The organism is Jongsikchunia kroppenstedtii DSM 45133, from assembly GCF_000380485.1.
In the GTDB taxonomy this organism is placed as follows: domain Bacteria; phylum Actinomycetota; class Actinomycetes; order Mycobacteriales; family Mycobacteriaceae; genus Jongsikchunia; species Jongsikchunia kroppenstedtii.
In genome coordinates, this window is the sequence record NZ_AQYG01000044.1 from 174085 (window position 1) to 196764 (window position 22680).

General features: G+C 66.6%; 19 protein-coding genes. 13 read left to right on the forward strand and 6 right to left on the reverse strand.

Annotated elements, in window-relative coordinates; translation table 11 throughout:
- The first annotated feature begins 104 nt into the window (after positions 1-104).
- The 8 genes from G341_RS0108590 to G341_RS0108625 are packed head-to-tail and all read left to right on the forward strand — an operon-like array spanning position 105 to position 10040.
- A complete protein-coding gene (locus tag G341_RS0108590) occupies positions 105-896 on the forward strand; it encodes a TIGR03084 family metal-binding protein (RefSeq protein WP_026303425.1) in 792 nt (263 codons plus the stop codon).
- Between the two features lie 8 nt (positions 897-904).
- Positions 905-2596, forward strand: a complete 1692-nt coding sequence (locus G341_RS0108595) for an acyclic terpene utilization AtuA family protein (protein WP_043451034.1) — start codon at positions 905-907, stop codon at positions 2594-2596.
- A 57-nt stretch (positions 2597-2653) separates the two neighbouring features.
- A complete protein-coding gene (locus G341_RS0108600; RefSeq protein ID WP_018178717.1) occupies positions 2654-3814 on the forward strand; it encodes an acyl-CoA dehydrogenase family protein in 1161 nt (386 codons plus the stop codon).
- Positions 3811-5409 carry an acyl-CoA carboxylase subunit beta gene (locus G341_RS0108605; RefSeq protein WP_018178718.1) on the forward strand — a complete coding sequence of 533 codons (1599 nt, stop codon included), beginning with the start codon at positions 3811-3813 and terminating at the stop codon, positions 5407-5409. The genes G341_RS0108600 and G341_RS0108605 overlap by 4 nt, the downstream gene beginning before the upstream one ends.
- 11 nt (positions 5410-5420) lie before the next feature.
- Positions 5421-7445 carry an acetyl/propionyl/methylcrotonyl-CoA carboxylase subunit alpha gene (locus tag G341_RS0108610; protein ID WP_026303426.1) on the forward strand — a complete coding sequence of 675 codons (2025 nt, stop codon included), beginning with the start codon at positions 5421-5423 and terminating at the stop codon, positions 7443-7445.
- 22 nt (positions 7446-7467) lie between these two features.
- Positions 7468-8625 carry an acyl-CoA dehydrogenase family protein gene (locus G341_RS0108615; protein WP_018178720.1) on the forward strand — a complete coding sequence of 386 codons (1158 nt, stop codon included), beginning with the start codon at positions 7468-7470 and terminating at the stop codon, positions 8623-8625.
- A 16-nt stretch (positions 8626-8641) separates the two neighbouring features.
- A complete protein-coding gene (locus G341_RS0108620) occupies positions 8642-9430 on the forward strand; it encodes an enoyl-CoA hydratase family protein (protein WP_018178721.1) in 789 nt (262 codons plus the stop codon).
- 7 nt (positions 9431-9437) lie between these two features.
- The gene (locus G341_RS0108625) at positions 9438-10040 is read left to right on the forward strand and encodes a TetR/AcrR family transcriptional regulator (protein WP_018178722.1); all 603 of its coding nucleotides are present in this window, start codon (positions 9438-9440) and stop codon (positions 10038-10040) included.
- Between the two features lie 101 nt (positions 10041-10141).
- Here G341_RS0108625 and G341_RS0108630 read toward each other — a convergent pair whose 3' ends face one another.
- The 5 genes from G341_RS0108630 to G341_RS21505 form a co-directional block, all read right to left on the reverse strand.
- Complete coding sequence (locus G341_RS0108630; RefSeq protein ID WP_018178723.1) at positions 10142-11260, reverse strand: NDMA-dependent alcohol dehydrogenase; 1119 nt, start codon at positions 11258-11260, stop codon at positions 10142-10144.
- A 51-nt stretch (positions 11261-11311) separates the two neighbouring features.
- Positions 11312-12808: an aldehyde dehydrogenase family protein gene (locus tag G341_RS0108635; RefSeq protein ID WP_026303427.1), complete on the reverse strand. Its 1497-nt coding sequence runs from the start codon at positions 12806-12808 to the stop codon at positions 11312-11314.
- Between the two features lie 141 nt (positions 12809-12949).
- Positions 12950-14605 (reverse strand): sigma-54-dependent Fis family transcriptional regulator, encoded by a 1656-nt coding sequence (locus tag G341_RS0108640; RefSeq protein WP_026303428.1) that lies wholly within the window; start codon positions 14603-14605, stop codon positions 12950-12952.
- Between the two features lie 93 nt (positions 14606-14698).
- Positions 14699-15229, reverse strand: coding sequence for an Rv2253 family sensor-like surface protein (locus G341_RS0108645; protein WP_018178726.1), 531 nt, complete (start codon positions 15227-15229; stop codon positions 14699-14701).
- 43 nt (positions 15230-15272) lie between these two features.
- Complete coding sequence (locus G341_RS21505; RefSeq protein WP_018178727.1) at positions 15273-15959, reverse strand: class I SAM-dependent methyltransferase; 687 nt, start codon at positions 15957-15959, stop codon at positions 15273-15275.
- Between the two features lie 431 nt (positions 15960-16390).
- Between G341_RS21505 and rpsL the strand changes: the two genes are divergently transcribed.
- The 5 genes from rpsL to G341_RS21510 all read left to right on the forward strand — a co-directional run bounded on the left by rpsL (position 16391) and on the right by G341_RS21510 (position 22332).
- Positions 16391-16765: a 30S ribosomal protein S12 gene (gene rpsL, locus G341_RS0108655; RefSeq protein WP_018178728.1), complete on the forward strand. Its 375-nt coding sequence runs from the start codon at positions 16391-16393 to the stop codon at positions 16763-16765.
- The gene (gene rpsG, locus G341_RS0108660) at positions 16765-17235 is read left to right on the forward strand and encodes a 30S ribosomal protein S7 (RefSeq protein WP_018178729.1); all 471 of its coding nucleotides are present in this window, start codon (positions 16765-16767) and stop codon (positions 17233-17235) included. The genes rpsL and rpsG overlap by 1 nt, the downstream gene beginning before the upstream one ends.
- Before the next feature lie 61 nt (positions 17236-17296).
- On the forward strand, positions 17297-19402 hold the full coding sequence (fusA, locus tag G341_RS0108665; protein WP_026303430.1) for an elongation factor G: 2106 nt from the start codon (positions 17297-17299) through the stop codon (positions 19400-19402).
- A gap of 111 nt (positions 19403-19513) precedes the next feature.
- The gene (gene tuf, locus G341_RS0108670) at positions 19514-20704 is read left to right on the forward strand and encodes an elongation factor Tu (RefSeq protein ID WP_018178731.1); all 1191 of its coding nucleotides are present in this window, start codon (positions 19514-19516) and stop codon (positions 20702-20704) included.
- 191 nt (positions 20705-20895) lie between these two features.
- Complete coding sequence (locus tag G341_RS21510; protein ID WP_155826854.1) at positions 20896-22332, forward strand: cytochrome P450; 1437 nt, start codon at positions 20896-20898, stop codon at positions 22330-22332.
- Between the two features lie 38 nt (positions 22333-22370).
- Here G341_RS21510 and G341_RS0108680 read toward each other — a convergent pair.
- Positions 22371-22680: IS5/IS1182 family transposase (locus G341_RS0108680; RefSeq protein ID WP_018178733.1), on the reverse strand; the 310-nt coding region annotated here is incomplete at its 5' end.

Genomic DNA, 22680 nt, shown 5'->3' on the forward strand with positions numbered 1-22680 from the left:
GGCTCATATCGTCGTCAGGCGCCGTATATGTCATGGCTTCAGTGGCAAAGAAAAACAATCATGCACGCTTGATTTGTTCGGCCGGCCGTGTGAGGCTGATCGGCATGAGTGATGCGACCGGGTTGGTCGATGACATGGTGGCCGAGGGAGAGGCGTTGGACGCGATCGTCGCGCCGCTCACCGACGCCGAGTGGGCCACGCCGACGCCGGCGCCGGGCTGGACGATCGCGCATCAGGTCGGGCATCTGGCCTGGACCGATCGGGTCGCGCTGCTGTCGGCGACCGATCCCGACGGATTCGCGGCCGAGGTCGCGGCGGCAGGAGACGATCCCTTCGGCTTCGTCGACAAGGCGGCCGAAGAAGAGGCGGCGCGACCGCCCGCCGAACTGCTCGCGGACTGGCGCGCCGGCCGCGCGCGACTCGCGGACGCGCTGCGCGCGCACCCGGGTGGCAAGCTGCCGTGGTTCGGCCCGCCGATGTCGGTCGGCTCGATGGCGACTGCTCGCTTGATGGAGACCTGGGCGCACGGCCTCGACGTCGCGGATGCGCTCGGAGTCACGCCCGCCCGCACGGCGCGGCTGCGTTCGGTCGCCCATATCGGGGTGCGCACAAGGGATTTCGCCTACATGGTGAACGGGCTGACCGCGCCCGCCGAGCAATTCCGCGTCGAACTGACCGGCCCCGACGGCGATCTGTGGACCTGGGGCCCGGAGGACGCGGCACAGCGCGTCTCCGGCAGCGCCCTCGATTTCTGCGAGCTGGTGACCCAGCGCCGGGCGCCGGCCGATCTCGACGTCGTCGCGACCGGCCCGGATGCCGAGAAATGGCTGACCATCGCGCAGTGCTTCGCCGGTCCGCCGGGAGAAGGCCGCGCGCCGATCGGGGCGACGTCGTGACCGAGCAGATGATCCGCATCGGCAACTGTTCGGGCTTCTATGGCGATCGCATCAGCGCGGTCGCCGAGATGCTCGACGGCGGCGAACTCGATTACCTCACGGGTGATTACCTGGCCGAGCTCACCATGCTCATCCTCGGTCGCGACCGCATGAAGAGTCCGGATCTGGGCTACGCGAAAACCTTTCTGCGCCAGATGGAGAACTCCATGGGTGCGGCGCTCGACAAGGGCGTCAAGATCGTCGTCAACGCCGGCGGCCTGAACCCGGCAGGCCTTGCGCAGGCGCTGCGCGACCTGTCGGGCAAGCTCGGCGTCGAGGCGCGAATCGCGCATGTCGACGGCGACGACCTCATCGATCGCGCGGCCGAGCTGGGGCTGGGGGCGCCGTTGACCGCCAACGCGTATCTCGGCGGATTCGGTATCGCCCGCGCGCTGGATGCCGGTGCCGACATCGTCGTCACCGGGCGGGTCACCGACGCGTCGCTCGTCGTCGGACCGGCCACCTCACATTTCGGTTGGCAGCCGACCGATCTCGACCGGCTGGCCGGTTCCGTCGTGGCCGGGCACATCATCGAATGCGGCGCGCAGGCCACGGGCGGAAACTACTCGTTCTTCGAAGAGATCGCCGACATGACGCGGCTCGGATTCCCGATCGCGGAGATCGCCGCGGACGGCAGCTCGGTGATCACCAAGCACCCCGGTACAGGCGGGGCGGTCACCGTCGGCACCGTGACCGCGCAACTGCTGTACGAGATCCAGGGCCCGCGCTACTTCGGCCCTGATGTCACGACGCGCATCGACTCGATCCGGCTGGCCCAGCAGGGCGCCGACCGAGTGGAGATCACCGGCGTGCGGGGCGAGGCGCCGCCGCCCGATCTCAAGGTGTCGCTCAATCATCTCGCGGGCTTCCGCAACGAGATGACGATGGTGTTCACCGGCCTGGACATCGAGGCAAAAGCTGCACTGGCACAACGTCAATTGGAAGCGCTGCTCACCGATCGGCCGGCCGATCTGATCTTCCGCCTGGTGCGCACCGATCAGCCCGACGCGCCGACGCAGGAACAGGCTTCGGCGCTGCTGCATTGCGTGGCCAAGGACACCGACCCCAACAAGGTCGGTCGGCAGTTCAGCTCTGCCGTCGTCGAATTGGCGCTGGCGAGCTATCCCGGATTCACGATGACCGCGCCGCCCGGCAACGGGGCGCCGTTCGGCGTCTTCGAGCCCGGCTACGTCGCCGCCGACAAGGTCGAGCACCGGGTCACGTTGCCGGACGGCTCGGTCGAGATCATCCCGCCGAGTCCGGCCCGGGCGACCCTCGACGAGATCGCCGACAGCGCGTCACCCGCTCCCGACGACTGGGGCCCGACCACCCGAATCCCGTTGGGCACCATCGCCGGTGCCCGCAGCGGCGACAAGGGCGGCAACGCCAACATCGGCGTCTGGGTGACATCCGACGGGCGGTATCGCTGGCTCGAGCAGGCGCTGACCGACGACGAGATCCGTCGCATGCTGCCGGAGACCAAGGACCTCACGATCCACCGGTATCCGCTGCCCAACCTGCGGGCGATCAACTTCGTGATCGAGGGCATCCTCGGCCGCGGCGTCGCCGACAACGTGCGTTTCGATCCGCAGGCCAAGGGGCTGGGTGAATGGCTCCGGTCGCGACATATAGATGTGCCGGATTCCCTGCTCGCGCAGTAACCAACACCTCGTATCCCGTTTCGTTCGATCCAAAGCCCACCATGACGAAAGGCGCCCATGCCACTGGAGACACCCGCGTGGACCACCCCGGAACGACAGCAGCTGCGCGCCACGGTGCGCGGATTCGCCGAACGCGAGATCCTGCCGTACCAGGATGATTGGGAACGCGAAGGCCTGTTGCCCCGCGAGCTCCACCGCAAGGCCGCCGAACTCGGCCTGATCGGACTGTCGTACCCCGAATCGGTCGGCGGTGCGGGGGGTGATGTCATCGACTCCTGCATCATGACCGAGGAGCTGGGCTATGCGGGCGCGGCCGGCGGCTTGTTGGCCTCGCTGTTCACCAGCGGAATCGCGTTGCCGCACTTGATCGCCGCGGATGATCCGGCGCAGATCGAGAAGTGGGTCCGGCCGACGATCGAGGGCGAGAAGATCGGTTCCCTGGCGATCACCGAGCCGGGCGGCGGCAGCGATGTAGGGCATCTGACCACCCGCGCCGATCGCGACGGCGACCACTACGTCGTCAACGGGGCCAAGACCTACATCACCTCCGGCGTCCGCGCGGACTTCGTCGTCACCGCGGTGCGCACCGGCGGGCCCGGCGCGGCCGGCGTCTCCCTGCTGGTGATCGAAAAGGGCACACCGGGGTTCGAGGTGACCCGGCGCCTGGACAAGATGGGTTGGCGCTGCAGCGATACCGCCGAGCTGTCGTTCGCCGATGTGCGGGTGCCGGTCGAGAACCTCGTCGGCGCCGAGAACTCCGGCTTCGCCCAGATCGCTCAGGCGTTCGTCACCGAGCGGGTGGCGCTCGCGGTACAGGCCTACGGCCAGGCGCAGCGCTGCCTGGACCTGACGCTCGACTGGGTGCGCACTCGGGAAACCTTTGGCCGGCCGCTGATCTCCCGGCAGCAGGTGCAGAACACCGTCACCGAGATGGCACGTCGCACCGATGTGGCGCGCGTCTACACCCGGGCGGTCGTCGACAAGTACATCGTCGGCGGCGACGATCTGATCGCCGAGGTCTGCTTCGCCAAGAACACCGCCATCGAGGCCGGCGAATGGGTGGCCAACCAGGCCGTCCAGCTGTTCGGCGGGCTCGGATACATGACGGGCACCGAGGTAGAGAGGCAGTACCGCGATATCCGAATTCTCGGAATCGGCGGTGGCACCACCGAGATTCTCACCTCGCTGGCCGCGAAACGATTGGGGTACCAGGCATGACGCTGCTGCGATCGACCGTCGATACCGACGGTGAGGAGTACCAGGCCGCCGCCGCGTCGATGGCGGAGAAGTTGGAAACGATCGCCGCGGAGGCGGCGAAGGCCATCGCAGGCGGCGGCGAGAAGAGCGTCGCGCGGCACCGTAAGCGCGGCAAGATGATTCCGCGCGAGCGGATCGACCTGCTGATCGACGAGGACAGCCCGTTCCTCGAGCTGATGCCGCTCGCGGCCTATGGCTCGCAGTTCCAGGTGGGCGCGTCGGTCGTGGTGGGTATCGGCGTGGTCGAGGGTGTCGAGTGCCTGATCGTCGCCAACGACCCGACCGTCAAGGGCGGCACATCCAACCCGTGGACGCTGCGTAAGGTGCTGCGAGCCAACGAGATCGCCCGACAGAATCGGCTGCCCGTGATCTCGCTGGTCGAATCCGGCGGCGCGGACCTGCCGACGCAGAAAGAGGTCTTCGTACCCGGCGGCGCGATGTTCCGGGACCTGACCCGGCTGTCGGCCGCCGGAATCCCCACGATCGCCATCGTCTTCGGCAACTCGACCGCCGGTGGCGCGTACGTCCCGGGCATGTCCGACCACGTCGTGATGATCGAGGGTCGCTCCAAGGTGTTCCTCGGCGGCCCGCCGCTCGTGAAGATGGCCACCGGCGAAGAGAGCGACGACGAGTCGCTCGGCGGAGCCTCGATGCATGCGCGCACGTCGGGTCTGGCGGACTACTACGCGCACGACGAGGCCGACGCACTGCGGATCGGTCGGCGCGTGGTGGCCCGGCTCAACTGGCGGAAGAAGGGACCGGGTCCGATCGCGGAATCCATTGACCCCGTCTTCGATCCGGAAGAACTGGACGGCATCGTCCCGGGTGACCTGAAGATCCCGTTCGACCCCCGCGAGGTGATCACGCGCATCGTCGACGGCAGCGACTTCGACGAGTTCAAGGCCGAGTACGGCACGTCGTTGTGCACCGGGTGGGCGCGGATCCACGGCTACCCGATCGGCGTCCTGGCCAACGCGCAGGGCGTGCTGTTCAGCGCCGAGTCGCAGAAGGCCACGCAGTTCATCGAGCTGGCCAACCGGAGCAACACGCCACTGCTGTTCCTGCACAACACGACCGGCTACATGGTCGGCAAGGACTACGAGCAGGCGGGCATCATCAAGCACGGCTCGATGATGATCAACGCGGTTTCCAACTCGAAGGTGCCGCATCTGTCGGTGCTCATCGGGGCCAGCTACGGCGCCGGGCACTACGGCATGTGCGGCCGCGCCTACGATCCGCGGTTCCTCTTCACCTGGCCGAGCGCCAAGTCGGCCGTCATGGGGCCCGCGCAGCTGGCGGGTGTGGTGTCCATCGTGTCCCGCGCCGCGGCCGAGGCGCGCGGCCAGCAGGTCGACGAGGAGGCGGACAAGGCGATGCGCGCCATGATCGAGGCGCAGATCGAGGCCGAATCGCTCCCGGCGTTCCTGTCGGGAATGCTCTACGACGACGGCGTGATCGACCCACGGGATACCAGAACCGTGCTCGGGCTGTGCCTTTCGGCGATCGACAACGACGCGGTCGAGGGCACCAGCAACTTCGGCGTCTTCCGGATGTGAGGACAGAACCCATGACTTCTCCTGTAATGATTACTTCCGTACTCGTCGCCAATCGCGGCGAAATCGCGCGGCGCGTCTTCGCCAGCTGTCGCCGGATGGGCATCGCCACCGTCGCCGTCTACTCGGATCCCGATGCCGGGGCGCCGCATGTGACGGAGGCCGATTCGGCCGTGCGATTGCCGGGTGAGACCTCCGCGGAGACCTATCTCGACGGCGCGGCCATCGTCGAGGCGGCCCGCGCCGCCGGGGCCGATGCCATCCATCCCGGCTACGGCTTCCTCTCGGAGAACGCCGATTTCGCGCAGCGCGTGGTCGATGCCGGGCTGACCTGGTTGGGGCCGTCGCCGGACGCGATCACCGCGATGGGCTCGAAGGTCAACGCCAAGGAGATCATGGCGGCGGCCGGCGTCCCGGTCCTCGGTGACCTGGATCCGGAAACCATTACCGCGCAGCAGCTTCCGGTGCTCATCAAGGCCTCGGCCGGCGGCGGTGGTCGTGGCATGCGCATCGTGCGGGAATTGTCGGAGCTGCCCGATCAGGTGGCGGCCGCGCGGCGGGAGGCCGAATCTGCCTTCGGCGATCCGACGGTGTTCTGCGAGCCGTATATCGAAAAGGGCCACCACATCGAGGTGCAGGTGCTCGCCGATACGCACGGCACCGTGTGGGCCGTCGGAGAGCGGGAATGCTCGATCCAGCGGCGCCATCAGAAGGTGATCGAGGAGGCCCCGGCGCCGCTCGTCGAGCGCATCGGATCCGCGCTGCGCGACGAGTTGTACGCGGCGTCCCGGGCGGCGGCGAAGGCGATCGACTACCAGGGCGCCGGCACCGTCGAATTCCTCGCGGACGATGACGGCCGCTTCTATTTCCTCGAGATGAACACGCGTCTGCAGGTGGAGCATCCGGTCACCGAGGAGACGACCGGGCTCGACCTCGTCGCGTGGCAGCTGCAGATCGCCGAGGGCGCCGCGCTCGGCGAGGAACCCGAAGGAACCGAGGGGTATTCGATCGAGGTCCGGCTGTATGCGGAGGATCCGGCCCATGATTACGCCCCGCAGTCGGGGACCGTGCACCGGATCGACATCGCGTCGGATACGCAGTTCGACAAGCTGGGCCGGCCGGGGATCCGCCTCGACTCGGGACTGGTGGACGGACAGGAGATCTCGGTCTTCTACGACCCGATGCTGGCGAAGGTGATCAGCTGGTCGCCGACCCGGCAGCGGGCCGCGGCGATGCTGGCGCGGGCGCTGACCGACGCGCGCATCCATGCGCCGATCACCAACCGGGACATGCTCATCCGGATGCTGCGGCACCCGGAGTTCCTGGCCGGCGACACCGACACCGCCTTCATCGACCGGCATGGCCTGGCCGAACTCTCGCGACCGCTGTTGGACGACGCGGAGATGCGATTGTCCGTGATCGCGTCGGCGCTGGCCGACGCCGCAGCCAATCGCGATGCGGCGAAGGCGCTGTCGGGTCTGCCCGCCGGATGGCGCAATCTGGCCGCGGAATACGCCGTCAAGAAGTTTCGCGCCTCGACGGCGGCGGCCGACGACGAGGCCGCGGAAACCGCTGTCCGATACCGCTTCACCCGCGCCGGCGTGGAGTTGCCGGACGATCCGGATGTCTCTGTCGACAGCGTGACGGCCGATGCGGTCACGCTCACCCGCGACGGCGTGCGCCGGACCATCACGGTCTCGCGGTACGCGGACCGTTCCGGCGAGACGGTCGTGTACACCGACCAGCCGACCGGATCGGCCGTCTGGCACCGGATTCCACGGTTCGTCGACCCGTCGACACTGACCGCGCCGGGCTCGCTGCTGGCGCCGATGCCGGGCAACGTGACGCGGGTCGCGGTGGAGCTGGGACAGCACGTCACCGCGGGCGATCCGCTGCTGTGGCTGGAGGCGATGAAGATGGAGCACACCATCAGCGCGCCGGCCGACGGCGTGGTGACCGAGCTGCCGGTGACCGTGGGCAAGCAGGTGGGCGTCGGCGAGACCCTCGCGGTGATCGCCACGCCCGAACAGACCGACTAACGACAGACGATCAGGAGAGACAATGAGCTTCATCGAGACCCAGGAACGCGCCGAACTCCGCAAGGCCGTGGCCGCGTTGGCTGCCAAATACGGCCAGGAGTACTTCATGGCCTGCGCGCGCGAGGGACGCAAGACCGACGAATTGTGGGCGGAGGCAGGGAAACTAGGTTTCCTCGGCGTGAACCTGCCGGAGGAATACGGCGGTGGCGGCGCCGGCATGTACGAGCTGTCGATCGTCATGGAAGAACTGGCGGCGTCGGGCGTGGGGCTGCTGATGATGGTGGTGTCGCCGGCCATCTGCGGCAACATCATCGCTCGCTTCGGCACCGACGAGCAGAAGCAGAAGTGGATTCCGGGTCTCGCCGACGGCAGCATCACGATGGCCTTCGGCATCACCGAACCGGATGCCGGGTCGAACTCGCACCAGATCACCACGACCGCACGGCGGGACGGCAGCGACTGGATCCTGTCGGGGCAGAAGGTCTTCATCTCCGGCGTCGACCAGGCGCAGGCCGTCCTGATCGTCGGTCGCACCGAGGATGCCAAGACCGGGAAACTGAAGCCCGCCTTGTTCATTCTGCCGACCGACACCCCCGGCTTCGAGTACAAGCAGATCCCGATGGAGCTGATCAACCCGGAGAAGCAGTTCCAGCTCTTCCTCGATGACGTGCGGCTGCCGGCCGACGCGCTGGTCGGGTCGGAGGATGCGGCGCTGTCGCAGCTGTTCGCCGGCCTCAATCCGGAACGCATCATGGCGGCCGCGTCGTCGGTCGGCATGGCGCGCTTCGCGCTCGGCAAGGCCGTCGCATACGTCAACGACCGCACGGTCTGGAAGACGCCGATCGGCGCGCATCAGGCCATCGCGCATCCGTTGGCGCAGGGCAAGATCGAGCTGGAAATGGCCAAGCTGATGATGCAGAAGGCCGCGACGCTCTACGACTCCGGCGATGACTGGGGTGCCGCCGAGCCGGCCAACATGGCCAAGTACGCGGCCGCCGAGGCCGCCGTGAAGCTGGTGGATGCCGCGGTGCATTCGATGGGCGGCAACGGATTGACCACCGAGTACGGACTCGCGCCCATGCTCAACCTCGTGCGGATCGCCCGTATCGCGCCGGTCAGCCGCGAGATGATCCTGAACTTCGTCGCCCAGGCGAGCCTGGGCCTGCCCAAGTCGTACTGAGCGGACGGGGCAGGCAGTGAGCGACGAGATCGTCCACCTGAGAGTCGAATCCGGGGTCGCGACCGTGACCCTGGATTCGCCGAAGAATCGCAACGCCATCTCCTCTCGGCTGGTGACCGAGCTGACCGCGCAGCTGGCGGCGGCCGCGGCGGACCCCGCCGCGCGGCTGGTGGTGCTGACGCACACGGGCGGAACCTTCTGTGCCGGCGCCGATCTCACCGAGGCGATGGCCTCGGGCCAGTCCATCGAGGAGGCGAGCGACAGCCGGACCCGGTCGGCGGTCGACCTGATGCGCACGATCATCGAACTGCCGAAGCCGGTGATCGCCAAGATCGACGGACACGTGCGGGCCGGCGGGATGGGCATCGTCGGCGCCTGCGACATTGCCGTCGCGGGACCGTCCAGCACCTTTGCGCTGACCGAGGCGCGCCTCGGTGTCGCCGCGTCGATCATTTCGCTGACTTTGTTGCCCCGCATGAGTTCTCGCGCGGCGTCGCGCTACTACTTGACAGGCGAGAAGTTCGACGCCGCGACGGCCGAGCGGATCGGGCTGATCACCATCGCCGCCGATGATGCGGATGCAGCCGTCGGTGCGCTGGCCGCCGAGATCCGCCAGGGCTCGCCGCAGGGGCTGGCCGAATCGAAGAAGCTGGTCACCGCGCCGATTCTGCGCGAGTTCGACGCGCACGCGGCCGATCTCGCGGCCCTGTCCGGTCGGCTGTTCCGGTCGGACGAGGCGCGGACCGGCATGCAGGCGTTCCTGTCCAAGCAGTCGCCGCCCTGGGCGACGAGTGCGGACGACTAGCGGCGACATGACCAGTGTCCGCGAGCCGCAACAGGATCGCTCCCGTGCCACCAGGGAGCGATTGCTCGAATGCACCATCGAGTCGTTGGCCAAGGACGGCTGGGCGGCGACGACGGTCGCCGAGGTGGCGAAGCGGGCCGGTGTGTCTCGCGGCGCGGCACAACATCATTTCCCCACTCGCGAGGACCTGATCACCGCCGCCCTGGAGCACATGTTCACCGCGCTCACCGCGGCCGTGGAGCAGACGCACACGCTGCCGACGGGACCCGAACGCATCGAGGCCGCGGTCACCCGCGCGGTCGACTTCTACACCGGAATCCTCTTCAAGGCGGCGCTGCAGGTCTGGGCGGCGGCGCCGTCGGACGAGGCGCTGCGCCGGCGAATCCTGCCGTTGGAGGCCAAGTTCGGCCGCGAGGCGCATCGGGCGACCGTCGCGATGCTCGGTGCCGACGACTCCGACCCGACCGTCCACAGGTTGGTGCAGGCGACACTCGACCTCGCGCGCGGGCTCGGGCTCGCGGACACGCTGTCCGACGACTCGGCCCGGCGCAAGCAGGTGGTGGCGGCGTGGTCGGAGCAGCTGCGAACGGCTTTCGGCGCCAACGAATAGCGACGAATCACCAGGACTAGGGCTAGGCAAGTCCAGGACCGGGGCTTGGGCCGGCCCGGGCGCGGTCGCTATCCGCACGCCCGGGCCGGAGTTCGATCGGCTCAGTTCTCGTGCAGGATGACTCCGCGAATGTTCTTGCCGTCGCGCAGATCCTGATAGCCGTCGTTGACCTGATCGAGCGTGTAGGTCTGGGTGATCAGTTCATCGAGTTTGAGCTGGCCGGAGTCATACAGCCGCAGTAGTTTGACGATGTCGTACTGCGGGTTGGCGGATCCGAACAGGCTGCCCTTGATGGTCTTCTGGTTCAGCGTCAGATCGGTTCCGGACACGTGCACGGTGAGCTTGGTCGGATCGGCCAGACCGGTGATGACCACCGTTCCGCCCTTGCCGACGACCGCGGTCGCGTTCTGCACGACCTCTTCGTCGACCGTGCCCACCAGGATCAGCGCTTGATCGGCGCCTTGGCCCCAGGTGAGCTCGTTGACCTTCGTCGCGGCCTCGGCGGCATCGGCGAAGGCATGCGTCGCACCGAATTTGATCGCGGTGTCGCGCTTGAGAGCCACCGGATCGACGACGACGACATACTTCGCGCCGGACGAGACGGCGCCCTGCACCGCGTTGATTCCGAGGCCGCCGATCCCGTAGATCACGACCGTGTCGCCGGCGCGTACGCCTCCGGCATAGACGGAGGTGCCCCAGCCCGACGGCACCCCGCAGCCGACCAGGACGGCCTTGTCCAGCGGCAGCCAGTCGTCGACCTTCACCACGGAGTGCTGACTGATGGTGGCGCGCTCGGAGAAGGTACCGAGCATGCACATCGCGCCGAAATCCTTTCCACCGGAATGGAAACGGAATGACCCATCGGGCATCGACCCCTCCAGGATCGTGGCGCCCATGTCGCAGAGGTTCTGTCGTCCGGTCGAGCAGTACCGGCAGGTGCCGCAGTTGGGGATGAAGCTGCAGACGACGTGGTCGCCGGGCTTGACCTTGGTGACGCCGGGGCCGACCGCCTCGATGACGCCGGATCCTTCGTGTCCGCCGACGATCGGGTAACGCGGTGGCAGATCACCATCGGTCAGGTGCAGGTCGGAATGGCAGAGCCCGGCCGCGGTGTATTTGATCAGCACCTCGCCTTCGCGCGGCTCGTCCAGGTCGAGTTCAACGATCTCGAACGGCTTTCCCGGCTCGGTGAGTACGGCGGCTTTGGTGGTGAGGGTCATGATTCTCCTTGGGATTCGCGATGATTCGGTGGGATAGTTGGTCGCGCGCGGTCAGAGCGCGATGTTGACGGCCTTGGTCTGGGTGTACAGCTCGATTGCGGAGCCGCCGAGCTCTCGGCCCCAGCCGGATTGCTTGTATCCGCCGAACGGCATGGCGGTGTCGAAGCCGTTGTATTGGTTGACCCACACCGACCCGGCCTTGATCTGTCGCGCCGTCTTGTGGGCCTTGGAAAGATCCTGGGTCCAGATACCGGCCGCCAGGCCGTACTCGGAATCGTTCGCGGCGGCTGCGACTCCGGTATCGGCGTCGAAGGGCAGCGCGGCGACGACAGGACCGAAGATCTCCTCGCGGACGATGGAGAAGCTCGGATCGACGTCGACGAAGACGGTCGGCTCGATGAAGAAACCGGTGTCACCCCAACGCTTTCCGCCGGTGAGTGCCCGGGCGCCGTCGGCGATTCCGGCGGACAGGTAGCCCGAGACCCGGTTGAACTGCTCCTGGCTCACCAGCGGCCCCAGTTCGGTGGCGGGATCAAGCCCCGGACCGATCTTCGCCTGCGAGGCGGCCTCGGCGACCGCCGCCGTGAAGTCGTCGAAGATCGGGCGTTCCACGAACAGTCGCGTGCCGGCGACACAGCACTGTCCATGGTTGAACATCCACGCCGCGACCGAGCCTGCGACAGCCTTCTCGAAATCGGCGTCGGCGAAGACGATGTTGGGCGACTTGCCACCCAATTCCAGGGACACCTTCTTGAGGTTCCCCTTCGCGGCGTCCACGATCTTCTTGCCGACCTCGGTCGAGCCGGTGAACGCGATCTTGTCGACGTCCTCGTGAGCGGCCAACGCGGCGCCGGCCTCGCCGAAGCCGGTGACGATGTTGACGACGCCGGGCGGGAACCCGACTTCCTCGAAGATCTCGCCCAGCAGCAGCGCGGTCAGCGGGGTTTGTTCGGCGGGCTTGAGGATGACGGTATTACCGGCGGCCAGGGCCGGCGCCAGCTTGAAGGCGGCCATCAGCAGCGGAAAGTTCCACGGCACGATGAGTCCGCAGACGCCGACCGGTTCGCGCAGCGTGTACGCGTGGAACTCGCCGCCCGGGACGAAGGGCATCGAGACGTCGACGGTGGTGCCGGTGATCTTGGTCGCCAGGCCGGCGTTGTATCGGAAGATGTCGGCCGACCAGGCGGTGTCGACGGCGGTGGCAATGGTGGCGGCCTTGCCGTTGTCGAGCGCCTCGAGTTGGCCGAATTCTGCGGCACGCTCGGTCAGCAGATCTCCGACCTTCCACAGCATGCGTTCGCGCTCATTGGGTTTCATCCGTGGCCACGGCCCGTGGTCGAAGGCCTCGCGCGCGGCGCGGACGGCGCGGTCGACGTCCGGCGAGTCGCCGTGGGCCACCGACGTGACGACGTTGCCGGTCGCCGGATCGAGGGTCTCGAAGGTACGTCCCGACTGCGCCCACACCCACTCACCGCCGATCAGCATCGGACGGTCGCGAGAGACGAAATCGCGGACACGGTGCAGCAGATCGGTGGCAACAGCGGTCATGAAGTACTCCTGGCTGAGTGAATCGACAGTGATCCGGGTCACGCGGTGGACCCACTTCATTTGTGCCACTGTCTGCACCGGCCGCCGTGTGCAGAATCTGAACAATGCGCCGTACACCTGGGACTCCGGTACGGCCGGTCGTCAGACGTCGAGTGCGTGCATCCGCGAATAGAGCGTGGTGCGACTGATTCCGAGTTCGCGTGCCGCATGGACCTTGTTGCCGCCGGCACGGTCGAGTGCCTTGATGATCGCTGCACGCTCGGCCTGTTCGCGGCCGGACAGGTGCGCGACCCGGCTCGTCGTGCGATAGGCGGCAGGCAGATCCGCCGCCTCGATCACGCGGCTCGCGCGTGCGCGCGTGGTGCGCACCGCTTCGCGCAATACCGCATGCAGCTCAACGAAATTGCCCGGCCAATCCTGGGAGAGCAATGCGTCGGTGGCAGCACCCGACAGGGTGACGTCGTCATCATGGCGGGCCAGCGCCGCCGCGGCGAGCGCGCCGAGGTCGGCGCTCCGGTGGCGCAGCGGAGCGAGCTCGAGCCCCGATGTGCATCTCGCCAGCAACGCGCCGATCTCGCTGCCGGCTCGGTCTCGGGGCCCGCTGACAACGATGATCGGGGCGTCGGACGTGGCCGTTGCGATGGCCGATGCGAGCAATGTGATCGACCGGTCGTCAAGCAGGTCTGCCCCGTCGATGATCAGCGGAACGCCGCGGTCGCGGGAGTCGGTCACGCGTGCCGGGATGTCAGGGATGGCACCGGCGATGAGGTCGCCGGCGACGTCGACGACGACCGGCGGGGAACCGGGGTAGTCGGCGGCGGCCGCGAGAGCGTGAGTGGTGCGGCCGGTTCCGGGCTCACCGGTGATGGACAGGCTGCTGTGCACCGTGGCCGACGCAGCGGACACGACGGGAATCGCCATCGGACCATCCGCGGGCCGCAAGCGGAACAGCGCCGCGCCGCGCACCCCGACGACCGGTTCGACTCTGATCTCGACCGGTACCCCGGAGACGAGGGTCAGCGGGACGACGCGGGCCCGTTGGTGCGGATCGCCGGCCAGAGCCCGCAGCGCTCCGACGTCGGTCGGCGACAGCAGACTCGCGGCCATCGCGTTGGTCAGCTGCAGATCGTCGCCTATGGCGGCGACGCCGATATCCCGTCGCCCCGCCGCGCGCTGAAACGCATCCAGCACGCGTCGCTGGTGGGCGCGCGAGCGGTCCAGCAGGCGGTCCGCGATGCCCGTCACCAGCTCGTTCACCAGCGGTACCGCCAGCGGGTTGATGCGGTCCGCGACCTCCGTCATGCAGATGATGCCGGCGAGCCGCCGCGTCGCCGGGTGGATGATCGGTTGGCCGAAACAGCTCACCGACTTGAGTTGCTCGAGGTAATGCTCGGAGCTGTTGATGGCGATGCCCCCGCGGGTCTCGGCCGGAGTGCCGAGAGCGTTGGTGCCGACAGCGTCCTCGGCGAACGGAACACCCGGAGCGGCGCCGATCCGGTCCAGGGCGCGCTCGACGGTGGTGCCGAACGCCACCCGCGAGACCATGCGGCATTCATGATCGACCAGCAGCAGGGAGACATCGGTGCCGGACAGCCGCGTGGCCGCCTCGTCCAATACCGGGCGGGCGGCGTCGAGCAACGGATCGGCCGAGGAGACGTCCACCGGCTCGGCGGACAGGGTGTCGCCCGGACGGACTCCGGACAACGCGGAACGCCGCCACGAGTACTCGATGACCGGGCGCTGCGGAACGTGTTCGGTGTCGGACGCGGAGAACCTGATGTTCTCAACGTTGCACAGATCGCCGACGACCGATCATGTTTGTCGTAATTCGTTGGTGCACAGCCTGATCCGGATCGATCGGTCGACCGATGGCGACCATACGTCCGGCGATCAGCTGCCGAAGGCGTTGCGGACCGGTGCGGCCATGATGTTCATCGTGACGTCGCCTTGGCACGGGCCGCTGTCGATGACCGTGGTCCAGACGCCGCGCATGGTGCCGTCGGGCTGCGGCGTGTAGTACGCATCCGAATGCGCCGGCGCGTAGACCTTGGGCACGCCGGCGCCCATGTAGCAATCCCACTGCCAATCGAAATGCTCCACCCAGCTATGGCCGTCCCAGTGGTACTTGGGCGGACGGGGGATGGTCTGGTTCGCGGCGGGCGGCCCCGCGACCACCGTCGCGATGCAGGTGCCGGTCGTGCAGGACGTCTGGAACGTGTACACGTCGGAGAAGTCCGGCTCATGCTGGCGAGCCGCGAGGCTGGTGCCCGTCTTGGACGCCGCATACCGGGTGAGCCGATAGTCGCCGTTCCACTGCGCGTTGGCCGCCGAGGCGGGAGCGAGGCCGACAGTACTGCCGGCGACGATCGCGAGTGCCAGCGCGGCTGAGCAGGACGCAGCGATCCGGGCGAAATTCTGCATGGAGGTATTCCACCACTGCAGACCGCCCGATGTACAAATTTCTTTACATACGGCGGCGGAGTCGCAGGATGTTGTCCGTGCGTTCGCACGGGTTGCCATCGGGATCGGACATGGAGACCGTGTCGACGGCATCCACCTCCACGGTCCAGACGTCTCGGTCCAGGTTCAGGTCGGCGAGCACGTCGGCCGTGGTCGGCAAGGAGACATCGTGCAGTCCCTCCTCATGCCAGCGACGCTGCACCCACTCGGGCATGCCCTGGTGGCCGATGATGATCAGCACTCCACCCGGGCGCACCGCGTCGGCCGCGCGGCGCAGCGCCGTGATGCGCTCCAGCTTCACCGGCGAGTGCAGGTAGCTGGCGCTGATCAGGTCCCACTCGCCGGCGGGGAAGTCCGTGCTGACGTTGCATTGCTGCCAGCGCACGCGATCGGCGGCGGACGACCTCGATGCGGCGGCCCGGGCGTGCCGAAGGGCGGCCTCGGCCAGGTCGATGCCGAGCGTCTGCCAGCCCTGTTCGGCGAGCCAGACGGCGTCCGCGCCGCTGCCGCAGCCGATGTCGAGAGCAGTCGCGCCGGGTGCGGGCGGCGAGGGAGCGTGGTCGACCAGCAGCTGGTTGGGCTTGCCGGTCCAGGGATGGTCGTCGCCGCCGTAGAACTCTTCCCAATGCTCGGCGGGATCGGCGTCGGGGGAGACCTGGCGGGATGAGGTGGGCGGGTGATCGTGGGCCATGCGGTCGAGCGTGCCCCTCGCCGACGCCGCCTGGCAAGCTGCGTTGCCGAAACGGCAATTCGAGCCCCAGGCGGTCTGCCGCGAAGCCGGGCTCGGCGCTGGTAGCGGGCGATTTTGACCGAGCTCAGACCGGCCGGTAGAGTGGTCTCCCGGTGTCCGGCGCACGCTGGGCATGTTTGCATGCTTGCGTCACGGCGCTGATCTGCGGATTAGCTGCGTGACACCGGTGAGAAACACGCTACAGACATGTAGTCCGCGAATGGGTGTACGACACACCCGACCGCGGGGTGGTGGATGTAGCGCTGACCAGTCCATACGGGCTGGTGGGGCGAGTTGTGGAAGAGATTGAGATCCGACGCTTGCGTCGTCGATCACTTGCCCGGAGCAGCAACCACGACAACTACACAGTTCAACAGGAAGAAAGAACTTAAGTGCCAACTATTCAGCAGCTGGTCCGCAAGGGCCGCCACGACAAGGCCGCGAAGCTCAAGACCGCGGCCCTCAAGGGCAGCCCGCAGCGCCGCGGTGTGTGCACCCGCGTGTACACCACCACTCCAAAGAAGCCGAACTCCGCACTGCGGAAGGTCGCTCGTGTCCGTCTGACCAGCTCGGTCGAGGTCACCGCCTACATCCCCGGTGAGGGTCACAACCTGCAGGAGCACTCGATGGTGCTCGTCCGCGGCGGTCGTGTGAAGGACCTCCCGGGTGTGCGTTACAAGGTCATCCGTGGCTCGCTCGACACCCAGGGTGTCAAGGGCCGCAAGCAGGCTCGCAGCAAGTACGGCGCGAAGAAGGAGAAGGGCTGATGCCACGTAAGGGACCGGCCCCGAAGCGGCCTCTCATCAACGATCCGGTCTACGGTTCGCCGCTGGTGACCCAGCTCGTCAACAAGATCCTGCTGGACGGCAAGAAGTCGACCGCCGAGCGCATCGTCTACGGCGCCCTGGAGCAGGCTCGCGAGAAGACCGGCACCGACCCGGTCATCACGCTCAAGCGTGCCCTCGACAACGTCAAGCCCGCTCTCGAGGTGAAGAGCCGCCGCGTCGGTGGTGCCACCTACCAGGTGCCGGTCGAGGTCAAGCCGAACCGCGCCAACACCCTCGCCCTGCGCTGGCTGGTCACGTTCAGCCGGCAGCGTCGCGAGAAGACCATGATCGATCGCCTGGCCAACGAGTTGCTGGACGCCAGCAACGGCCTCGGTGCGTCGGTCAAGCGTCGCGAGGACACCCACAAGATGGCCGAAGCCAACAAGGCCTTCGCCCACTACCGCTGGTAATCCAACCCCCATACTCATCTGCTCCGTCCAGTCGGGGCACCCTTTCGGAGAGAAGGAATTCGTGGCACAGGAAGTGCTCAGCGACCTCAACAAGGTCCGCAACATCGGCATCATGGCCCACATCGACGCCGGTAAGACCACCACTACCGAGCGGATCCTCTACTACACCGGTGTCAACTACAAGATCGGTGAGACCCACGACGGTGCATCGACCACCGACTGGATGGAGCAGGAGAAAGAGCGGGGTATCACCATCACCTCGGCGGCGGTGACCTGCTTCTGGAACAAGAACCAGATCAACATCATCGACACGCCGGGTCACGTCGACTTCACCGTCGAGGTCGAGCGCAGCCTGCGAGTCCTCGACGGCGCGGTTGCCGTGTTCGACGGCAAGGAAGGCGTCGAGCCGCAGTCCGAGCAGGTCTGGCGGCAGGCCGACAAGTACGACGTCCCGCGTATCTGCTTCGTCAACAAGATGGACAAGCTGGGCGCCGACTTCTACTTCACCGTGCAGACGATCATCGATCGCCTGGGCGCCAAGCCGCTGGTGCTGCAGCTCCCGATCGGCGCCGAGGATGCCTTCGACGGCGTCGTCGACCTGATCGAGCAGAAGGCCATCACCTGGCGGGGCACCGTCGAGATCGGCGCCGAGCCGACCATCGAGGAGATCCCGGCCGACCTGGTCGACAAGGCCGCCGAGTACCGCGAGAAGCTGCTCGAGACGGTTGCCGAGTCGGACGAGGTGCTGATGGAGAAGTACTTCGGCGGCGAAGAGCTCACTGCCGAGGAGATCAAGGGCGCGATCCGTAAGCTGACGGTCGCGCAGGAGATCTACCCGATCCTGTGCGGTAGCGCGTTCAAGAACAAGGGTGTCCAGCCGATGCTGGACGCGGTCATCGACTACCTGCCGTCGCCGCTGGACGTTCCGTCGGTGTCGGGCCACGCGGTCGGCAACGAGGAAGAGATCCTCGAGCGCAAGCCGTCGGCCGACGAGCCGTTCAGCGCGCTGGCGTTCAAGATCGCCGTGCACCCGTTCTTCGGCAAGCTGACCTTCGTGCGCGTCTACTCGGGCAAGCTCGATCCGGGCACCCAGGTCCTCAACGCGACCAAGGGCAAGAAAGAGCGGATCGGCAAGCTCTTCCAGATGCATGCCAACAAGGAGATGCCGGTCGACAACGCGGTTGCCGGCCACATCTACGCGATGATCGGCCTCAAGGACACCACCACCGGTGACACCCTGTGCGACCCGAACGCGCCGATCGTCCTGGAATCGATGAGTTTCCCGGACCCGGTCATCAACGTCTCGATCGAGCCGAAGACCAAGTCGGACCAGGAGAAGCTGGGCGTCGCGATCCAGAAGCTTGCCGAAGAGGACCCGACCTTCTCGGTGAAGCTCGACGAGGAGACCGGTCAGACCGTCATCGGCGGCATGGGCGAGCTCCACCTCGACGTGCTGGTCGACCGCATGAAGCGCGAGTTCAAGGTCGAGGCCAACGTCGGCAAGCCGCAGGTCGCGTACCGCGAGACCATCCGCAAGACGGTCGAGAAGCATGACTACACCCACAAGAAGCAGACGGGTGGCTCGGGCCAGTTCGCCAAGGTGATCATCAAGCTGGAGCCACTGGTCGACGCCGAGGACGGCGCGACCTACGAGTTCGAGAATGCGGTCACCGGTGGTCGCGTGCCGCGCGAGTACATCCCGTCGGTGGATGCCGGTGCGCAGGACGCGATGCAGTACGGCGTGCTGGCCGGCTACCCGCTGGTAAACATCAAGGTGACGCTGCTCGACGGTCAGTACCACGACGTCGACTCGTCGGAAATGGCCTTCAAGATCGCCGGTTCGCAGGCGCTCAAGGAGGCTGCCAAGATGGCCGGTCCGGTGATCCTCGAGCCCATCATGGCTGTCGAGGTCATCACGCCCGAGGACTACATGGGCGATGTGATCGGCGACCTGAACTCCCGCCGTGGCCAGATCCAGGCCATGGAGGAGCGCAGCGGTGCGCGTGTCGTCAAGGCGCAGGTGCCGCTGTCGGAGATGTTCGGCTACATCGGAGACCTGCGGTCGAAGACTCAGGGCCGGGCCAACTACTCCATGGTGTTCGACTCGTACGCCGAGGTTCCGGCTAACGTGTCGAAGGAGATCATTGCGAAGGCGACCGGCGAGTAATTCGCTGCGACCCTACGCGGGGAACCATGCGGTCACGGCCGCAACCAATTAACAGAAAACCCTTGTAGCTGAGAAGGACTCAGCCGCAACAACAGTCCAGGAGGACATCAAGTGGCGAAGGCGAAGTTCGAGCGGACCAAGCCGCACGTGAACATCGGCACCATCGGTCACGTCGACCACGGCAAGACCACCCTGACCGCGGCGATCACCAAGGTTCTGCACGACAAGTACCCGGACCTGAACGAGAGCTTCGCGTTCGATCAGATCGACAAGGCGCCGGAGGAGAAGGCTCGTGGTATCACGATCAACATCTCCCACGTCGAGTACCAGACCGAGAAGCGTCACTACGCGCACGTCGACGCCCCCGGTCACGCCGACTACATCAAGAACATGATCACCGGTGCTGCCCAGATGGACGGCGCGATCCTCGTGGTCGCCGCCACCGACGGCCCGATGCCGCAGACCCGTGAGCACGTGCTGCTCGCGCGTCAGGTCGGCGTGCCGTACATCCTGGTCGCGCTGAACAAGGCCGACATGGTCGACGACGAAGAGATCATCGAGCTGGTCGAGATGGAGGTCCGCGAACTGCTGGCCGCCCAGGACTTCGACGAGGACGCTCCGGTCATCAAGGTCTCGGCTCTGAAGGCGCTCGAGGGCGACGAGAAGTGGGCCGAGTCGGTTGCCGAGCTCATGGCTGCCGTCGACGAGAGCATCCCGGACCCGGTCCGCGAGACCGACAAGCCGTTCCTGATGCCGGTCGAGGACGTCTTCACGATCACCGGTCGTGGCACCGTCGTCACCGGTCGTGTCGAGCGCGGCGAGGTCAACGTCAACGAGGAAGTCGAGATCGTCGGCATCCGCGAGAAGGCGCAGAAGACCACCGTCACCGGTATCGAGATGTTCCACAAGCTGCTCGACTCGGCTCAGGCCGGCGACAACGCCGGTCTGCTGCTGCGCGGCCTCAAGCGTGAGGACGTCGAGCGTGGACAGGTCATCATCAAGCCGGGCACCACGACTCCGCACACGGAGTTCGAGGGCCAGGCGTACATCCTGTCGAAGGACGAGGGCGGCCGTCACACCCCGTTCTTCAACAACTACCGTCCGCAGTTCTACTTCCGCACCACGGACGTGACCGGCGTCGTGACCCTCCCCGAGGGCACCGAGATGGTCATGCCGGGCGACAACACCGAGATGAGCGTCGTGCTCATCCAGCCGGTTGCCATGGACGAGGGCCTGCGCTTCGCTATCCGCGAGGGTGGCCGCACCGTTGGTGCCGGTCGCGTCACGAAGATCATCAAGTGATTCGGTCCGGCGCTAGCCGGATCTGATCGCTGGGCCAGAAGGCGCCCGATCCCGAGAGGGGTCGGGCGCTTTCTGCGTTTCATCGAAATGCACGAAAGAAACATTGCGATGATCTTGTGTCAGCGATTCGTTCGCCGTATTCTCGGTACAATCCCCGGGATCGGGGTTGAGCACTGGAGGCCCGAGCACCCATGACCGTGACAGAGCGTGTCGAGTCCGTCGCTGACCAACCATTGATCCCGACGATGGGGTTGCTGGGCGGACTGAAGTTCTTCGGCCAGATGGCCGCGGGGAAGGCTCCGGGTGAAGCGTTCGGGGCGATGAATCGTCGCACGGGCGCCGACATGATGCGGATTCCGTTGGGATTCACCGATGTTGTCTTCGCCTCGGGCCCGGAGGTGGCCAATACGATCGCGCTCAACAAGGCGCAGGACTTCTCCGCGGAGCCGGCCTGGAACTTCACTCTGACGGGCCAGTTCCGGAAAGCGCTGCTGCAGAAGGAGTTCGCGGAGCATCGGCATGATCGCCTGCTCATCCAGCAGTCGCTCACCCCGAAGAAGCTCGACGAGTACCTGGTCGGCTTGGAGCCGAAGATCCGCGCTGCCGTGATGCAGTGCCCGGTCGGCGACGAGGTGGACCTGCGACGGCTGTTCAAGCGGGTCACGATGACGGTGGCCTTGGAAGTGTTTGCCGGCGTAAAGCTTTCGGAGGCCGAGGTCTTCCGGATCGGCAAGGCGTTCGATGATCTGGTGACGGCGAACCGGTTCGTCCGCCAGGCGCGCGCACGACGCTACATCAGGCGGACGGTTCGGTCGTGGATCCCGGTCAAGCGGGCGCATCCGGGCGATGACCTGATGTCGCATCTGTGCCAGGCCGAGTCGGTGGACGGCGACAAGTTCACCGACGACGAGGTCATGCACCACATGATCTTCTTTCTCTTCGCGGCCCACGACACGTCGACGATCACCATGACGAACATGGCGTACTACATCGGCCTCAATCGCAAGTGGCAGACGCTGGCCCGCGAAGAAGCGTTGGCGCTCGGGCCCGAGCTGACCATGGCCGACATCAAAGAGCTGAAGATGCTCGACATGATCATGAAGGAGACGCTCCGCTTCCGGACGCCGGTTCCGCTGTTGCAGCGCAGCGCGATTCGCGAGACGTCGCTGCAGGGCTACCGGGTGCGCAAGAACACCTTCATCTCCACCTGGACCTGGGCGCACCACACCAACCCGGAGGTCTGGGATACGCCGACCCGGTTCGATCCGGAGCGGTTCACCCCGGAGCGGCATGAGGACAAGGCTCATCGGGGCCAGTGGATGCCGTTCGGCGGGGGAGCGCACAAATGCATCGGCATGTATTTCGCGCGGATGGAGATCTTCACGCTCTTCCACACGCTGCTGCGGGAGTTCGAGTGGTCCGTGGAAGATGACTACGTATTGCCGACGATGGCGAACTCGCTCGCGATGTCGAACGGGTTCCCGGCGCGGGTATGGCGGCGTGATCCGAGCATTCCAGAACGCCCGGCGTCCGAGGAGCCGGAGATCGAGATTCGTTGGGGCACAGCACCGAATGTTCTCCGCAAGGTCCGCGCTCTGCGTGAGCACCGGGTCCCCGTCGGCCACTGAGCCCGCCGCTTCGGCGGCTTGATGTACGCGAGTTCTAGCTAGGGCGTGTCTCCTAATAGGCGTGTCCAGCGGAGGCATGCCTGTAGGACCACGGCGGCTCGGTAGGTGATGGCGAGTTTGTCGTAGCGGGTGGCCAGGGCGCGCCACTGCTTGGTGTCGTTGAAGGAACGCTCAATAACGTTGCGGCCCTTGTAAAGGACTGCATCGAAAGCAGGAGGCCGCCCACCGGTGGAGCCTTTGCGTTTGCGGGCGTCGGTCTCGGTGCTCTTCTGCGGGATAACGGTCTTGATGCCGCGGCCAGCGAGCATCCGCCGGTTCACCCCGTTGGTGTAGGCCCGATCGGCGATC

Excerpts from the sequence above, each read along its gene's own strand:
- G341_RS0108590 (WP_026303425.1), top strand. The coding sequence starts at position 105 with ATGAGTGATGCGACCGGGTTGGTCGATGACATGGTGGCCGAGGGAGAG.
- G341_RS0108595 (WP_043451034.1), top strand. The coding sequence starts at position 905 with ATGATCCGCATCGGCAACTGTTCGGGCTTCTATGGCGATCGCATCAGC.
- G341_RS0108600 (WP_018178717.1), top strand. The coding sequence starts at position 2,654 with ATGCCACTGGAGACACCCGCGTGGACCACCCCGGAACGACAGCAGCTG.
- G341_RS0108605 (WP_018178718.1), top strand. The coding sequence starts at position 3,811 with ATGACGCTGCTGCGATCGACCGTCGATACCGACGGTGAGGAGTACCAG.
- G341_RS0108610 (WP_026303426.1), top strand. The coding sequence starts at position 5,421 with ATGACTTCTCCTGTAATGATTACTTCCGTACTCGTCGCCAATCGCGGC.
- G341_RS0108615 (WP_018178720.1), top strand. The coding sequence starts at position 7,468 with ATGAGCTTCATCGAGACCCAGGAACGCGCCGAACTCCGCAAGGCCGTG.
- G341_RS0108625 (WP_018178722.1), top strand. The coding sequence starts at position 9,438 with ATGACCAGTGTCCGCGAGCCGCAACAGGATCGCTCCCGTGCCACCAGG.
- G341_RS0108630 (WP_018178723.1), bottom strand. The coding sequence starts at position 11,260 with ATGACCCTCACCACCAAAGCCGCCGTACTCACCGAGCCGGGAAAGCCG.
- G341_RS0108635 (WP_026303427.1), bottom strand. The coding sequence starts at position 12,808 with ATGACCGCTGTTGCCACCGATCTGCTGCACCGTGTCCGCGATTTCGTC.
- G341_RS0108645 (WP_018178726.1), bottom strand. The coding sequence starts at position 15,229 with ATGCAGAATTTCGCCCGGATCGCTGCGTCCTGCTCAGCCGCGCTGGCA.
- G341_RS21505 (WP_018178727.1), bottom strand. The coding sequence starts at position 15,959 with ATGGCCCACGATCACCCGCCCACCTCATCCCGCCAGGTCTCCCCCGAC.
- rpsG (WP_018178729.1), top strand. The coding sequence starts at position 16,765 with ATGCCACGTAAGGGACCGGCCCCGAAGCGGCCTCTCATCAACGATCCG.
- G341_RS21510 (WP_155826854.1), top strand. The coding sequence starts at position 20,896 with ATGACCGTGACAGAGCGTGTCGAGTCCGTCGCTGACCAACCATTGATC.